At 60.4% G+C, this 14,557-nt stretch carries 18 protein-coding genes and 1 pseudogene; 9 read left to right on the forward strand and 10 right to left on the reverse strand.

Annotated features, from left to right (window positions below; genetic code table 11):
• Positions 1–329 (reverse strand): dUTP diphosphatase (gene dut / locus AAFM15_RS10990; protein ID WP_341686772.1); only part of this gene is annotated, 329 nt, incomplete at its 3' end.
• Here dut and AAFM15_RS11715 point away from each other — a divergent pair.
• From AAFM15_RS11715 to AAFM15_RS11010, 5 genes and pseudogenes are all read left to right on the forward strand, one after another.
• A pseudogene (locus AAFM15_RS11715) lies at positions 327–410 on the forward strand (short-chain dehydrogenase); the annotation flags it as partial. The gene dut and the pseudogene AAFM15_RS11715 sit on opposite strands and share 3 nt — an antisense overlap.
• A gap of 5 nt (positions 411–415) precedes the next feature.
• Complete coding sequence (locus AAFM15_RS10995; protein ID WP_341686755.1) at positions 416–784, forward strand: dihydroneopterin aldolase; 369 nt, start codon at positions 416–418, stop codon at positions 782–784.
• A gap of 2 nt (positions 785–786) precedes the next feature.
• Positions 787–1,716 (forward strand): tRNA 2-thiocytidine(32) synthetase TtcA, encoded by a 930-nt coding sequence (gene ttcA, locus AAFM15_RS11000; RefSeq protein ID WP_341686756.1) that lies wholly within the window; start codon positions 787–789, stop codon positions 1,714–1,716.
• A gap of 7 nt (positions 1,717–1,723) precedes the next feature.
• Positions 1,724–2,314 (forward strand): DUF4136 domain-containing protein, encoded by a 591-nt coding sequence (locus tag AAFM15_RS11005; protein WP_341686757.1) that lies wholly within the window; start codon positions 1,724–1,726, stop codon positions 2,312–2,314.
• Between the two features lie 7 nt (positions 2,315–2,321).
• Positions 2,322–2,966, forward strand: coding sequence for a histidine phosphatase family protein (locus AAFM15_RS11010; RefSeq protein ID WP_341686758.1), 645 nt, complete (start codon positions 2,322–2,324; stop codon positions 2,964–2,966).
• A gap of 3 nt (positions 2,967–2,969) precedes the next feature.
• On the opposite strand, the gene ruvB is transcribed toward AAFM15_RS11010, so the two are convergent.
• Together ruvB and ruvA are read right to left on the reverse strand one after the other, a co-directional pair.
• Entirely contained in the window at positions 2,970–4,034 is a 1,065-nt protein-coding gene (gene ruvB / locus AAFM15_RS11015; protein ID WP_341686759.1) for a Holliday junction branch migration DNA helicase RuvB, read from the reverse strand.
• 26 nt (positions 4,035–4,060) lie between these two features.
• On the reverse strand, positions 4,061–4,633 hold the full coding sequence (gene ruvA / locus AAFM15_RS11020; protein ID WP_341686760.1) for a Holliday junction branch migration protein RuvA: 573 nt from the start codon (positions 4,631–4,633) through the stop codon (positions 4,061–4,063).
• Between the two features lie 84 nt (positions 4,634–4,717).
• Between ruvA and AAFM15_RS11025 the strand changes: the two genes are divergently transcribed.
• Entirely contained in the window at positions 4,718–5,671 is a 954-nt protein-coding gene (locus AAFM15_RS11025) for a PhoH family protein (RefSeq protein ID WP_341686761.1), read from the forward strand.
• A gap of 2 nt (positions 5,672–5,673) precedes the next feature.
• Complete coding sequence (gene ybeY, locus AAFM15_RS11030) at positions 5,674–6,129, forward strand: rRNA maturation RNase YbeY (protein ID WP_341686762.1); 456 nt, start codon at positions 5,674–5,676, stop codon at positions 6,127–6,129.
• A gap of 31 nt (positions 6,130–6,160) precedes the next feature.
• Here the strand turns inward: ybeY and dbpA are convergent, their stop codons facing one another.
• The 4 genes from dbpA to tyrS are packed head-to-tail and all read right to left on the reverse strand — an operon-like array spanning position 6,161 to position 10,205.
• The gene (dbpA, locus tag AAFM15_RS11035; protein WP_341686763.1) at positions 6,161–7,564 is read right to left on the reverse strand and encodes an ATP-dependent RNA helicase DbpA; all 1,404 of its coding nucleotides are present in this window, start codon (positions 7,562–7,564) and stop codon (positions 6,161–6,163) included.
• 26 nt (positions 7,565–7,590) lie between these two features.
• Entirely contained in the window at positions 7,591–8,034 is a 444-nt protein-coding gene (gene dtd / locus AAFM15_RS11040; protein ID WP_341686764.1) for a D-aminoacyl-tRNA deacylase, read from the reverse strand.
• Entirely contained in the window at positions 8,031–8,957 is a 927-nt protein-coding gene (locus tag AAFM15_RS11045) for a cation diffusion facilitator family transporter (RefSeq protein ID WP_341686765.1), read from the reverse strand. The genes dtd and AAFM15_RS11045 overlap by 4 nt, the downstream gene beginning before the upstream one ends.
• A gap of 15 nt (positions 8,958–8,972) precedes the next feature.
• The gene (gene tyrS / locus AAFM15_RS11050) at positions 8,973–10,205 is read right to left on the reverse strand and encodes a tyrosine--tRNA ligase (RefSeq protein ID WP_341686766.1); all 1,233 of its coding nucleotides are present in this window, start codon (positions 10,203–10,205) and stop codon (positions 8,973–8,975) included.
• A gap of 85 nt (positions 10,206–10,290) precedes the next feature.
• Here tyrS and AAFM15_RS11055 point away from each other — a divergent pair, with 85 nt between their 5' ends.
• On the forward strand, positions 10,291–11,757 hold the full coding sequence (locus tag AAFM15_RS11055) for a peptidoglycan DD-metalloendopeptidase family protein (protein WP_341686767.1): 1,467 nt from the start codon (positions 10,291–10,293) through the stop codon (positions 11,755–11,757).
• Positions 11,754–12,872, forward strand: a complete 1,119-nt coding sequence (locus tag AAFM15_RS11060) for an anhydro-N-acetylmuramic acid kinase (protein WP_341686768.1) — start codon at positions 11,754–11,756, stop codon at positions 12,870–12,872. The genes AAFM15_RS11055 and AAFM15_RS11060 overlap by 4 nt, the downstream gene beginning before the upstream one ends.
• A gap of 19 nt (positions 12,873–12,891) precedes the next feature.
• Here AAFM15_RS11060 and erpA read toward each other — a convergent pair whose 3' ends face one another.
• The 3 genes from erpA to rplM form a co-directional block, all read right to left on the reverse strand.
• The gene (gene erpA, locus AAFM15_RS11065) at positions 12,892–13,257 is read right to left on the reverse strand and encodes an iron-sulfur cluster insertion protein ErpA (RefSeq protein ID WP_341686769.1); all 366 of its coding nucleotides are present in this window, start codon (positions 13,255–13,257) and stop codon (positions 12,892–12,894) included.
• Positions 13,258–13,520: 263 nt separating this feature from the next.
• Positions 13,521–13,913, reverse strand: coding sequence for a 30S ribosomal protein S9 (gene rpsI / locus AAFM15_RS11070; protein WP_341686770.1), 393 nt, complete (start codon positions 13,911–13,913; stop codon positions 13,521–13,523).
• 11 nt (positions 13,914–13,924) lie between these two features.
• The gene (rplM, locus tag AAFM15_RS11075; RefSeq protein ID WP_341686771.1) at positions 13,925–14,353 is read right to left on the reverse strand and encodes a 50S ribosomal protein L13; all 429 of its coding nucleotides are present in this window, start codon (positions 14,351–14,353) and stop codon (positions 13,925–13,927) included.
• Positions 14,354–14,557: the final 204 nt, after the last annotated feature.

Raw genomic sequence — 14,557 nt, forward strand, 5'->3', positions numbered from 1 at the left:
CTATCATCAAGTTCATTTACAAAAATAAAGTGTTCTTGTGAAATGCGTTCAGGAATCATTTGTGCAATACGATCACCACGATTTACCATAAAGACACAATCGCTTTCTTCGCAAGGAAAGCAGTGGTTTCGCAAAATAACACCAATCTCTCCACGATAAGAAGAGTCAATAACACCAGCCATTGTATCAATGCCGTTCTTATAAGCAAGACCAGAACGTGGTGCAATGCGAAGATAATAATCAGGCGAGAACGAAACAGAAATACCTGTCTTGATTAGGCGCTGTTCTCCCGGCTGAATAACACAATCTTCTGTTGCGTAAAGGTCAATGCCGGCATCACCGGGACCACGCTGCTGGTGGACGGTGGCCAACACCTGCGCCGTTTTGAGCGCGATTTTTCCCTGATGTGAACACCATGCCCAAGCAAGGTCTGCAAGTGCTGTCGCTCACCGGTTTGCGTTTTGACGCCAACCTGGGCATCCTCGAACACGAAAAAACCAGCCCCCAACCGATCCAGGTCGACGCCGAACTCAATCAGGGCACACAGCCTCTGCTGCCCTGCGATGACGACATTGACCATGTGCTGGACTACCGCAAGGTGCGCAAGATCATCATCGACGAATGCACCGCCGAACATGTGAATTTGCTCGAAAGCCTGATTGGCAAACTGGCGCACCGCTTGATGCAACTGCCAGGCGTGCTGGGCGTGCGGGTGAAAATCACGAAACTGGAAATTTTTGAAGACTGCGAAGTGGCCATCCGCATGGAGGCCGGGCAGTGGTGAACATGACAACTACCGAAAACACCTGGGTCGAATCCGAAGCCCCCGACGCAGCCAAAACGGCCAAGATCGAACGCGAGGCCCACAAGCTCGAAAAACGCCTGTGCCGCCAAATGGGTCAGGCGATCAGTGACTACAACATGATCGAAGCGGGCGACCGCATCATGGTCTGCATGTCCGGCGGCAAGGACAGCTACGGCATGCTCGACATCCTGATGAAGATGAAGGCGCGTGCGCCGGTGGACTTCACCCTGGTGGCGGTCAACCTGGACCAGAAGCAGCCAGGGTTTCCGGACCACATCCTGCCGGCTTACCTGAAAGAACTCGGGATCGAGTTCCACATCGAGACGCAGGACACGTATTCCATCGTCAAGGACAAGATTCCCGAGGGCAAGACCATGTGCAGCCTGTGTTCGCGCCTGCGCCGAGGCATTCTGTACCGCGTCGCGCGCGAGCTCAAATGCAACAAGCTCGCGCTCGGCCACCACCGCGACGACATGCTGCAGACCTTCTTCCTCAACATGTTCTTCGGCGGCAAGCTCAAGGGCATGCCCCCGAAGCTGGTGAGCGACAACGGCGAATTCATGGTGATACGCCCGTTGGCCTACGTGGCTGAAACGGATTTGCAAAAGTGGGCCACGCACCGACAGTTCCCCATCATCCCCTGCACGCTGTGCGGCAGCCAGGAAAACCTGCAGCGTCAGGTGGTAGGACAGATGCTGCGCGACTGGCAAAAGAAACACCCCGGCCGCATCGAAAACATGTTCGCCGCCTTGCAAAACGTGGTGCCGTCGCACCTGATGGACCACAAACTGCACGACTTCAAGAACCTGCAGATCACCGGCGTGGCCGACGAAGCGGGTGACAAGGCTTTTGATGAAGAAGAGTTCACCGAAGCCTCCTTGCCTGGCATCCAGGTCATCTCCATGAACTGAGACACACATGAAGCGCCTGACTCTCCTGCTGGCCCTGCTGATGGTTTTCGTGCTGGGTGGCTGCGCCAGCGTGCGCCGCATCGACAGCGATGTCACCACCGTGGTGGCTACGGCTGCCGGGCAAAACCTGCAGGGTGCCCACTACCGTTTTGAGCGCCTGCCCTCGCAAGTCAACAACCCCGAAGCTGGCCTGGCCGAGCAGCAAGCCGAATACGCCATGACCGCTGTCGGCATGGTGCGCGACGAGGCCAACGCCAGCTTGAGTGTGCTCGTGGGGTGGTCATCGGTCACGTATGTGAACGACCCCTTTGGCCCCTGGGGCACGATGGGCCACATCTCGGTCGGGCGCGGCGTGTACCCGCAAGTGGGCATGGGCATGAGCATGCGTTTTCCGCAACCCAACCAGTACCGCCGCGAGGTCAGCCTGGTGATGCGCGATTTGCGCAGCGGCCAGGTGGTCTACGAAACCCGTGCCAGACACGACGGCCCCTGGGCTGACAGCACGCCCGTGTTTGCCACCTTGTTCCAGGCTGCCATGGCGGGCTTTCCCAATCCGCCAGCCAGCCCACGCAAGGTCTTCATCGACATTCCCCGCTGAGCTGCCCATGGACGCCACACGCATTTTGGCCATCCGCCACGGTGAAACCGCCTGGAACGTGGACACCCGCATTCAGGGTCACCTGGACATTCCGCTCAACGACACTGGCCTGCAGCAAGCGCGTTGGCTGGCCCAGGCCTTGGCCGAGCGTGACAGCATTGATGCCATCTACAGCAGCGACCTGTCGCGCGCGCACGTGACGGCGCAAACCATCGGCGAAGCCGTGGGGCTGGAGGTGACCACCACTACCGGTTTACGTGAACGTTCTTTTGGGGATTTTCAGGGCCGCACCTATGCGCAAATTGAAGCCGAACTGCCCGACCTGGCCTGGCACTGGCGCAAGCGTACGCCCGACTGGGTGCCGCCGGGCGGTGGCGAATCGCTGGTTGCTTTGCGCGAGCGCATCAGCATGACCGTCAACCACCTGGCTGCGCAGCACATGGGTGGGCAAATCGTGCTGGTGGCCCACGGTGGCGTGCTCGATGTGCTGTACCGCCTGGCCACCCAGCTGGACACGCAGGCCCCGCGCACCTGGCTGCTGCCCAACACGGCTGTCAACCGATTGCTGTGGACACCCGAGGGCATGAGTCTGGTGGGCTGGGGCGACACCAGCCACCTCGAAGGTCGGTCGCTCGACGAAACGACCACCTGATCGTTATTCGTTGAACAGGCCGCCTGCGGTTTTGGGCGGCGTGACCCCCAAGTGCCTGAAAGCAGCGAGCGTGGCGATGCGCCCGCGCGGGGTACGCTGCAAATACCCCTGCTGGATCAGATAGGGCTCGATCACGTCTTCGATGGTGTCGCGCTCCTCACCAATGCTGGCCGCGATGTTGTCCAGCCCGACAGGGCCGCCGTCGAAGCGGTGAATCACGGCTTCAAGCAGTTTGCGGTCCATCAGGTCAAAGCCTTCAGGGTCCACATCCAGCATGGACAGTGCCGCCTTGGCCATGGCCTGGTTGATGCGGCCATCGCCCTTCACATCCGCATAGTCGCGCACGCGGCGCAGCAGGCGGTTGGCGATGCGTGGCGTGCCGCGCGAGCGGCGAGCGATCTCGAATGAGCCTTCAGCGTCAATCGGCGCTTTGAGCAGGCCGCTGCTGCGCGTGACGATGCACGAGAGCTCTTCGGGCGTGTAGAACTCCAGCCGCGAAACGATGCCAAAGCGGTCGCGCAGCGGGTTGGTGAGCATGCCTGCACGCGTGGTCGCACCCACCAGCGTGAAGGGCTGCAGGTCCAGCTTGATGGAGCGTGCCGCCGGCCCCTCGCCGATCATGATGTCGATCTGGTAGTCCTCAAGTGCGGGGTACAGAATTTCCTCGACCACGGGCGAGAGGCGATGGATCTCGTCGATGAAGAGCACATCGTTGGCCTCCAGGTTGGTCAGCAATGCCGCCAGGTCCTTGGGTTTTTCGAGCACCGGGCCGCTGGTCTGGCGCAAATTCACCCCCAGCTCGGCCGCGATGATGTGGCTCAGTGTGGTCTTGCCCAGACCGGGTGGGCCAAACAGCAGCACATGGTCCAGTGGCTCCTGGCGTTTTTTGGCCGCACCAATGAAAATTTCCAGCTGCTCGCGCACCTTGGCCTGGCCAACGTACTCTTCAAGGTGCTTGGGACGCAGGGCGCGCTCAATCGCTTCTTCGCTGCCCGACACCGGCGCAGCCGAAACCATGCGCGAGGTTTCGCGGGGGGCGGGGGCAAAGTCGTCGGTCTTGATGCTCATGGTTCGATTGTCTTACGTCCTGCGCCTTATTTAGCCAGCGCCTTGAGCGCCAGCTTGATGCCCTCGCTCACGCCCACGTCGGCAGGCAAGCCCTTGAGGGCGGCTGCGGCTTCCTTGTCGCTGTAGCCCAAAGCCACCAGGGCTTGCTGAATATCGCCTTGCGCATCACCCACAGCCGCAGCGGGAGCGCCGATGTCCGCACCCAGCTTGCCTTTGAGCTCCAGCAAGAGACGCTCGGCGGTTTTCTTGCCGATACCAGGCACCTTGACCAGGCGCCCCGGCTCCTGACTGGTGATGGCCTGCGCCAGCTCGGTCACGCTCATGCCCGACAGCACGGACAAGGCCGTGCGCGGGCCCACGCCCGAAATCTTGATGAGCTGGCGAAAAGCCTCGCGCTCGGCAGCGGTACCAAAGCCGTAAAGAATCTGCGCGTCCTCGCGCACCACAAAGTGCGTCAGCAGGCTGACCTTCTCGCCGCTCGCCGGCAGGTTGAAGAATGTGCTCATCGGCACATTGACTTCGTAGCCCACACCGCCACAGTCCACGATGACTTCGGGCGGGTTCTTGTCACTGAGGATGCCGGTGAGTTTGCCGATCATGAACGTAGGACCTTGAAATGCGTGGGACTGGAGGAAAATAAGGGTTCAAGGCCTGCATGCGCATGCCATCACTGGATTATCCCCTTGATCGTTCGTCACACTTTCACACCACACAACAACACCCGCCTGCAACACCTCTGCGGCCCCATGGATGCACACCTGCGCAGCATCGAGGCGGGCCTGCAGGTCAGTATTGCGCACCGCCACGAGCAGTTCAAGGTCGATGGCCCCAAGGCCCAGGCCCAGCGTGCCATGGAGCTGCTGCAGGCGCTCTACGAGATGGCCGAGCGCCCCATTAACGCCGACACCGTACAACTGATGATGGCAGGTGAAGGTGACGACAGTGGCGAGCATCCGGCACTGAACACCCGCCGAGCCGACCTCAAAGCCCGCACCCCCAACCAGGCGGCGTACCTGGACAACATTGCCAGCCACGACATCACTTTCGGCATTGGTCCTGCAGGTACCGGAAAGACGTATCTGGCTGTGGCCGCGGCGGTGGACGCACTTGAGCGCAGCAGCGTGCAGCGCATCGTGCTCACCCGTCCAGCCGTGGAAGCGGGCGAACGCCTGGGCTTTCTGCCTGGCGATCTGTCGCAAAAGGTAGACCCATACCTGCGCCCGCTGTATGACGCGCTGTACGACCTGATGGGCTTTGACAAAGTGCAAAAGGCGTTCGAGCGTAACGCGCTGGAGATCGCGCCCCTGGCCTTCATGCGCGGGCGTACGCTCAACAATGCGTTTGTGATCCTGGACGAGGCACAAAACACCACCCCCGAGCAGATGAAGATGTTCCTCACCCGCATCGGCTTTGGCGCCAAAGCCGTGATCACCGGCGATGTGAGCCAGATTGACCTGCCCAAAGGGCAGCTGAGCGGCCTGATCGATGCCGAGCGTGTTTTAAAGCGTATCAAAGGCATTGCCTTCACACGCTTCACCAGCGCCGACGTGGTGCGCCACCCGCTGGTGGCACGCATCGTCGATGCCTACGATGCCCAAGGCAGCACCGCACGCCGCCGCCCGACTCACGAGGAATGACCATGGCTCTCAAACAACTACAAATGTCCCTGCAATTTGGCGACATTCCCCAGGCTGCACGCCATCGCGCTGCCCTGCCCCGGCACTTCGTGACTCGTTGCATTCGCCATGCGCTGGCCCTGGACGCCGAGATCACAGTACGCATCGTGAGCGAAGAGGAAGGCCGCGAACTCAACAAGAGTTACCGCAAGAAAGACTACGCCACCAATGTGCTGACCTTCGACTATGCACAGGAGCCGGTGGTGATGGCCGATCTGGTGCTGTGCGCTCCGGTCGTGGCCCGCGAAGCCAAGGAACAGGGCAAAACCCTTGCCGCACACTACGCGCACCTGCTGGTGCACGGCGCTTTGCACGCGCAGGGCTGGGATCACGAGACCTCGAAGGCCGATGCCGAGGAGATGGAAGCCTACGAAGTGGAGATTCTGGCGGGCCTTGGGGTTAAGAATCCCTATCGTTGACCACCAGCCGATACCCGCAAAAAACCAAAAGTCAGATCAAGCGGACTTTGACGCTCTTGCCCTTGATCTTGCCCTTGGACAATTGAACGCAGACGTTCTGCGCCAGTTCCGCCAGCACCGCCACATAGGTCGAAAACTCGTTGACGTTGATCTTGCCGACCTGCTCGCGGGTCAGGCCACACTCGCCTGCCAAAGCACCCATCACATCGCCAGCGCGGATCTTCTCCTTGCGGCCCCCCACGATCTGCAGTGTGCGCATCGGCGGCAGCAGACGCCCCCCGCCCGCAGGCTTGAAGCTGTCGAGCGCCTGCCACTGCGAAGCCTGGCCCTGCAACACCTCGATCCTGCCCACACGCCCCATCTCGTCCATGCTGACCAGCGTGATGGCCAACCCCTCGGCATCGCCGCGCCCCGTGCGGCCAATGCGGTGGATGTGCACCTCCGGGTCAGGCGTCACATCCACATTGATCACGGCTTCCAGACCCTGCACGTCCAGCCCGCGTGCTGCCACATCGGTGGCCACCAGCACCGAGCAACTGCGGTTGGCGAACTGCACCAGCACCTGGTCGCGCTCGCGCTGTTCCAGCTCGCCGTACAGCGCCAGCGCCACATAGCCCTGCGCCTGCAGCACCTCCACCAGATCGCGGCACTGCTGCTTGGTGTTGCAAAACGCCAGCGTGCGCTCGGGCCGGAAATGCGCCAACAGCATGGACACCGCGTGCAGGCGCTCGGTCTCGCTCACCTCGACAAACACCTGGCGGATCTTGTGTGCGCTGTGCAAGGCCTCAACCCTCACCGTCTGCGGCGCGCGCATGAACTGCGACGCCAGTTTGTCGATGCTCTCGGGATAGGTGGCCGAAAACAGCAGAGTCTGCCGGTCTTTGGCGCACTGGCGCACCACCTTGGCGATGTCGTCGAAAAAACCCATGTCCAGCATGCGGTCGGCTTCGTCGAGCACCAAGGTATTCACACCCGCCAAGCTGAGCGAGCCGCGCTCCAGATGGTCCAGGATGCGGCCAGGGGTGCCCACCACCACATCGGCACCATGCTCCAGGCTTTGCACCTGCCCACGCAGGGCCACGCCACCGCACAGGGTGACCACTTTCACGTTCGGGCGCGAACGTGCCAGGCGGCGGATTTCCTGCGTGACCTGGTCGGCCAGCTCGCGGGTAGGGCACAGCACCACCGCCTGCACGGCGGCACCCGGTACACCAGCCGTTTGCAAGCGCTCGACCAACGGCAAACCAAACGCAGCGGTCTTGCCGCTGCCCGTGCTGGCCTGGGCGATCAGGTCGTGCCCCGCCAAGGTGATGGGCAGGCTGGCCGCCTGAATCGGCGTCATGCGCACGTAGCCCAGTTGTTCGAGGTTGTTGAGCGTGGCGGGTGACAGCGCCAGGCTGTCGAATCGGTCCGAAGACGCAGGAGATGAAGTCATGCCCCGATTATCAGGGCGGGCCCACATCAGGCCGTCATGCGCATGGGAATGGTGACCGGACCATCGTTGACCAAGGCCACTTGCATGTCTGCAGCAAACCGCCCCGTCTGCACCAGCGGATGCGCAGCGCGGGCTTGGGCCACAAAATGCTCGTACAGGCGTCGCCCCTCGTCGGGCTTGGCGGCTTGCGTAAAGCTGGGTCGGTTGCCGCCCGACACGTCGGCGGCCAGCGTGAACTGACTGACCACCAGCAGACCACCACCGACGTCCTGCACGCTGCGGTTCATCTTGCCGGCATCATCCGAAAAGATACGCAACTTCAGCATCTTGCTCAGTAGTTTGTCCGCCACGGCGTCGGTGTCGCCCTGTTCGGCGCAGAGCAGAACCAGCAAGCCCTGTTCAATTTGCCCCACCACTTCACCAGCCACAGACACACTGGCCTGCCGGACGCGTTGCAAGACTGCGATCATGGCAAATCCAGCTGATCGTCAAAGTGAGCTTCCACATCGCGTGGCAGCAGCTGAATGGTGGCGCGCAAGCCCGGCACCGCGCTCATCAAGGCCTGTTCGACGCTGGTGCGCAACGCGGCTGCACGGCCCAAGGTCCAGCTGGCGGGCATGTGCATGTGCATGTCCACAAAGCGACGCTGCCCCGCCTTGCGCGTGGTCACATGGTCAAAACGAATGATGGTGGCACCATGGCTTTCATGGGAAAAGCCATCGAGCACTTGCTTGATTTGCGCCATCACCTCGGGCTCAACCGCCTCGTCCATCAAGCCCTGAGAGGACTGCCAGATCAAGTGCACGCCTTCCTTGACGATGTTGAGCGCGACAGCCATGGCCACAATCGGGTCCAGCCACAGCCAACCCGTGAAATGCACCAGACCGATGCCCAGCACCACACCAGCAGAGGTCCAGACGTCTGTCAGCAAATGGCGTGCATCGCCTTCCAGCGCAATCGAGCGATGCACTTTGGCCGAACGGAACATGACCCAGGCCAACAAGCCATTGAGCATCGAACTGGCCACCGACAGCGCCAGACCCAATCCCACCTGCTCCAGTGGTTGTGGGGAAAACAAGCGCTGACCTGCAGACCAGAAAATGCCTAGTGCAGCGACCAGGATCAGGATGCCCTCAAATCCGGACGAAAAGTACTCTGCCTTGTGGTGTCCATAGGGGTGGTCATCGTCAGGAGGCGCTTCGGCCAACGTCACCATCCACAGTCCGAACATGGCGCTGGCCAGGTTGACCAGCGACTCCATGGCGTCCGACAACAGCCCCACCGAACCCGTCAACCACCAAGCCAAGGTCTTGAGAGCAATGGTGATCACCGCGACGGCCACAGAGGCCTGCAGCAAACGCTTGGGGGTCAGGCTTTGCAGCGTCACGGACATGTCGGGCACCTTCGATCAGGCCAGCGTCACACGTGCAAACTTGCGCTTGCCCACCTGGAGCACGAACGTCCCGGCCTCAACCTTGAGGCCCTTGTCGCTGATGACCGCACCGTCGATGCGCACGCCGCCACCGTCCACCAGGCGACCCGCCTCCGTCGTGGACGGTGCCAGGCCTGCTGCCTTGAGCAGCGCACCAATGCCCATGGGTGCGCCCGACAAAGACACCTCGGGAATGTCATCCGGAATACCGCCCTTGCTGCGGTTGATGAAGTCCTGCTCAGCCGCATCGGCAGCAGCCGCGCTGTGGAAACGCGCCGTGATTTCCTTGGCCAGCATGACCTTGGCATCTTTGGGGTTGCGACCACCTTCGACTTCTTTCTTGAGGGCCTCGATCTCGGCCATCGATTTGAAAGACAGCAAGGTGTACCAACGCCACATCAGATCATCCGAAATGGAGAGCACCTTGGCGAACATGGTGTTGGCCTCTTCGGTGATGCCGATGTAGTTGTTCTTGGACTTGGACATTTTGTCCACGCCGTCCAGACCTTCGAGCAGCGGCATGGTCAAAATGCACTGGGGCTCTTGGCCATATTCAGCCTGCAGGTGTCGGCCCATCAGCAGGTTGAATTTCTGGTCGGTGCCGCCCAGCTCCAGATCGGCCTTGAGCGCTACCGAGTCGTAGCCCTGCATCAGCGGGTAGAGGAACTCGTGCACCGAAATCGGCGTGCCGGCATGAAAACGGTCGTGGAAATCGTTGCGCTCCATCATGCGGGCCACGGTGTATTTGGCCGCCAGCTGGATCATGCCCATTGAACCCAATGGTAGCGACCACTCACTGTTGTAGCGGATCTCTGTTTTGGCAGGGTCCAGCACCAGGCTGGCCTGCTTGTAGTAGGTCTCGGCGTTCGCCTTGATCTGCTCGGGCGTGAGCGGCGGGCGGGTGCTGTTGCGGCCCGAGGGGTCGCCAATCAGGCTGGTGAAGTCACCGATCAGGAAGATCACCTGGTGCCCCAGGTCTTGCAGCTGGCGCATCTTGTTGAGCACCACGGTGTGGCCGATGTGGATGTCCGGTGCGGTTGGATCCAGCCCCAGCTTGATACGCAGCGGCACCCCTGTGGCCTCCGATTTTGCCAACTTTTGTACCCAATCCTCTTGAGGAATGAGCTCCTGAGCGCCACGCAAAGTCACAGCCAGGGCCTCTTGCACCCGGTCGGTGACAGGATAGGGGGTCTGAAGGGGTTGATTCATAAGGGTTTTTTCTGGACCCGCCTGAGGTCAGGACGGTACAATAAGAGCTTTGTCGAAAACACATTTTAGTGTGGCGCGTTCACGCATGCCGAATTTCAAAACCCTGCGCAATCAACTGAACCACAGCTTGACCGCCTTGGCTTATGGCCTGGGCGTCGCTTTGCGCAGCACGGTTCATGCCGCCGCACAGGCTTGGGAATGGCTGGAGGCACAGCATCCCCTCCTGTCATCTCGCGTGCAGTCAGGCATGCAATGGTTGCACCAGCGCACCAAGCATCTGGCCTTGGCCTGCGGCGTCACTTTGCTTGCAGGTGCGGGTGGTGCCTATGCCCTGGCCAATCTGGGTCCTGACATCGCAGAGCAAGCTGTGGTGACAGTCACAGTGCCCGTCGAAATAGCACACCTCGAAGATCAGGCGCGTTTGCTTGATGGCCTGGACATCAACCTGACCCGCAGTGACAACACACGCGCTGGCGAGTCGCCCGAAGCTCTGCTACGCCGCCTGGGACTGGTCGATGTTGAAGCAGCGCGCTTTTTGCGCAGCAACAAATTGGCTCGCCAGGCTTTATTGCGCGGTGGCCGCTCGGTCATTGCCGAGGCCAATCAGCAAAACAATCTCACCCGTCTGAGCATTCGCTGGTTGCAAAACGACAACGACGAAGTATTTCAGCGCTTTGTGTTGCAACGCACAGCACAAGGACTGATGGCTGAGCAGGACGCCCTGCCCATGTCCACCAGCATTCGCATGTCCAGCGGAACTGTTGCGCACTCGCTGTACGACGCCTCTGACGAAGCCAAATTGCCGGACACCGTCACATCACAGCTGACCGAGATTTTCTCCAGCCAGATCGACTTTCACCGTACCTTGCGCAAGGGCGCCAAATTTGCGGTGGTCTACGAAGTGCTCGAAGCAGAGGGCGAACCGCTGCGTGCTGGTCGCGTGCTGAGTGCCGAGTTTGAAAACGACAACAAGACGTTCAATGCCGTCTGGTTCGAAACGCCCGGCAAAAAAGGGGCTTACTACGCCCTTGATGGCAAAAGCCTGCGCCGCAGCTTCCTGGCTGCGCCGCTGCGCTACACACGCATCACCAGCAGCTTTGGCTTGCGCAAACACCCCATCTTGCACACCTTGCGCCGTCACGAAGGTGTGGACTACGCCGCCCCCACGGGAACGCCCGTCGCCACCGTGGGTGACGGCGTGGTGGAGTCCGCCGGATGGCAAAATGGTTATGGCAATGTGGTCGTCGTGCGGCACAACGCTTCTTACACCACGGTTTACGGCCACCTCAGCCGCATCCAGGTCAAACGCGGGCAATCCGTATCGCAAGGACAATTGATCGGCAATGTGGGCTCCACCGGCTGGTCCACAGGCCCTCACCTGCATTTCGAATACCGCATCAATGGCCGTTACACCGACCCTTCGCGTGTCAACCAGCAAACTGCGAGTGTCAATCTCAACGCCACTGAGCGTGCACGCCTGAAGGTGGAAGCCGAACGCGCACGCATACAGCTGGCCGCTGCCTCCATGATGCGCGACGACCTGGCTCAGTGAGCAAAGCCCCGCTATACATTGGATTGATGTCCGGCACCTCCATGGATGGTGTCGATGGCGTATTGGCCGATTTCACGACGCCCTCCCGTCCCCAGGTTCTGGCCCACGCTTTTGTGCCCATGCCAAACACCTTGGCCGTAGAGTTGCTGGCCTTGAACAGCCCCTGCGACAACGAACTGCACCGCGCCGCTTTGGCCGCCAACGCGCTGATACGTCTGTACGCACAGGTTGTAGACACGCTGCTGGCATCCAGCCGGCTTGGCGCTCAGGCCATCACCGCCATCGGCGCACATGGACAGACCGTGCGCCACCAACCCCAGCTCCATGATGGGACCGGCTACACCCTGCAATTGAACAATCCTGCCTTGCTGGCCGAACTGACCGGTATCGACGTGGTGGCTGATTTCCGCAGCCGTGATGTGGCAGCAGGCGGACAAGGCGCGCCGCTGGTGCCTGCCTTTCACAAGGGTCTTTTTGGACGCACGGATCAAACCGTGGCCGTGCTCAATATTGGCGGCATCTCGAACCTGAGTGTGTTGCATCCCGACGGACGAGTGCAGGGCTGGGACTGTGGCCCAGGCAATGCCCTCATGGATCACTGGTGCCTGCAACACACCGGCCAGCCCTTTGATCGGGACGGCGCCTGGGCGGCAAGTGGCACCGTGGTGCCTGATTTGCTTGGGCGCTTGCTGCGCGAAGACTACCTGCATCAAACTCCACCAAAAAGTACGGGCAGGGATTTGTTCAACCCTCCATGGCTACAAGCGCATCTGAGTCACTTTGCAGATCTCAGCGCTGTCGATGTCCAAGCCACGCTGACCGCGTTCACGACGCAAGCTTGTCTGAACGACGTTCGCCAGCACGCTGCCGACGCCAGGCAATTGATCGTCTGTGGCGGCGGCGCGCTGAACCTGCACCTGATGCAATCGCTGCAACAAGGTCTACCGGGTGTAGAAGTGATCAGCAGCGAAGCTATGGGGTTGCCGCCGCTGCAGGTAGAAGCCACCGCCTTTGCATGGCTGGCCTACAAATGCATGCAACGGGAAACAGCCAGCCTGCCAAGCGTGACGGGCGCCCAAGGCGCCCGCGTATTGGGAGCTATTTACCCCCGTTGAGTCGGCAGACCGCCAAAGATCAAACCGAGAAAGACGAGCCGCAACCGCAAGTGGTGGTGGCGTTCGGGTTCTTGATCACAAACTGCGCGCCCTGCAGGTCTTCCTTGTAATCAATTTCGGCACCCACCAGGTACTGGTAGCTCATCGCATCAATCAATAAGGACACACCGTTCTTGGTCATGGTGGTGTCGTCTTCGTTGACGATTTCATCAAAGGTGAAGCCGTACTGGAAACCGGAGCAACCGCCACCCTGCACAAACACGCGCAGCTTCAGATCCGGATTGCCTTCCTCTGCAATCAAATCCGCCACCTTGGCCGCAGCACTGTCAGTAAAGACAATGGGAGCAGGCATTTCGGTTTCAACGGTTTGGGCAACAGCGGTCATGGTTTTTCTCCGGGATCAGTGACGAATAGTATAGCGCGGTAGTGGGTTATTCGGCTTTCAACGGGCTATTACCGCTACAGCCCGCATGGATTTACTTGCCCAATGTGTAGCGAGGTGATGGGCGCCCTGTTGGGGCGACATTTCGGCGCAAAGCGACGAGGAGCCCCGGCAGGGCACCCATCACCTCGTGGAACAACAAGCAGGCCAAAAAAAAGCCGCCAGGCGAACCAGGCGGCTTTTGCTCGAAAGCAGATCGAAGCAGATTAACGCTTGGAGAACTGCTTGCGACGACGGGCGGAGTGCAGACCGACCTTTTTACGTTCGACTTCACGGGCATCGCGAGTCACGAAGCCAGCTGCGCTCAGCGCGGGCTTGAGGGCTGCATCGTAGTCGATCAGGGCACGGGTGATACCGTGGCGGGTTGCACCGGCCTGGCCGGATTCACCACCACCGTGCACGTTGACCTGAATGTCGAAAGCTTCGAGATTATTGGTCAGTGCCAGGGGTTGCTTGGCGATCATGATGGAGGTCTCGCGGCCAAAGTAAGCCTGGATGTCCTTGCCATTCACGGTGATCTTGCCGGAGCCTTTTTTCAGAAACACGCGGGCGACGCTCGATTTGCGACGGCCGGTGCCGTTATTCCATTCACCAATCATTGTTCCGCTCCTTAGATTTCCAGAGCCTTGGGCTGCTGGGCAGTGTGCGGGTGCTCGGCACCGCCATACACCTTCAGCTTCTTGATCATGGCGTAGCCCAGAGGACCTTTGGGCAGCATGCCCTTGACGGCCTTCTCGAGTGCGCGGCCAGGGTGCTTGGCTTGCAGGTCACGGAAGTTGGTTTCGGTGATACCACCGGGGAAACCGGAATGACGGTAGTACTTCTTGTCCAGGGACTTGGTACCGGTCACTTTGAGTTTGGATGCGTTAACGATGACGATGAAATCGCCGGTGTCAACGTGAGGCGTGTAAATGGCCTTGTGTTTGCCGCGCAGACGGAGAGCAACTTCGCTGGCTACTCGTCCGAGGACCTTGTCGGTCGCGTCAATCACAAACCACTCATGCACGACCTCAGCGGGTTTTGCGCTGAATGTAGACATGTTTTTCTTTCGAAAAGTTGGTTTGTCGGGCTCTTTTCCACGGTCGGTGCTCTTCTGTTGAGAGCCTCTTAGGTGGGAGTTGAATTTTCGCCGCGGAGCCACAAATTCGCTGCGAAGCTTGCCATTATACAAAAAATCCAGCCGTCCAGCCAGGGTGGGGCTTGGGGCGGAGCCTGGCAGGCGACGTTCGCCGCTTTGCGGTGG

This window comes from Limnohabitans sp. (genome assembly GCF_038134685.1).
In the GTDB taxonomy this organism is placed as follows: domain Bacteria; phylum Pseudomonadota; class Gammaproteobacteria; order Burkholderiales; family Burkholderiaceae_C; genus Limnohabitans_A.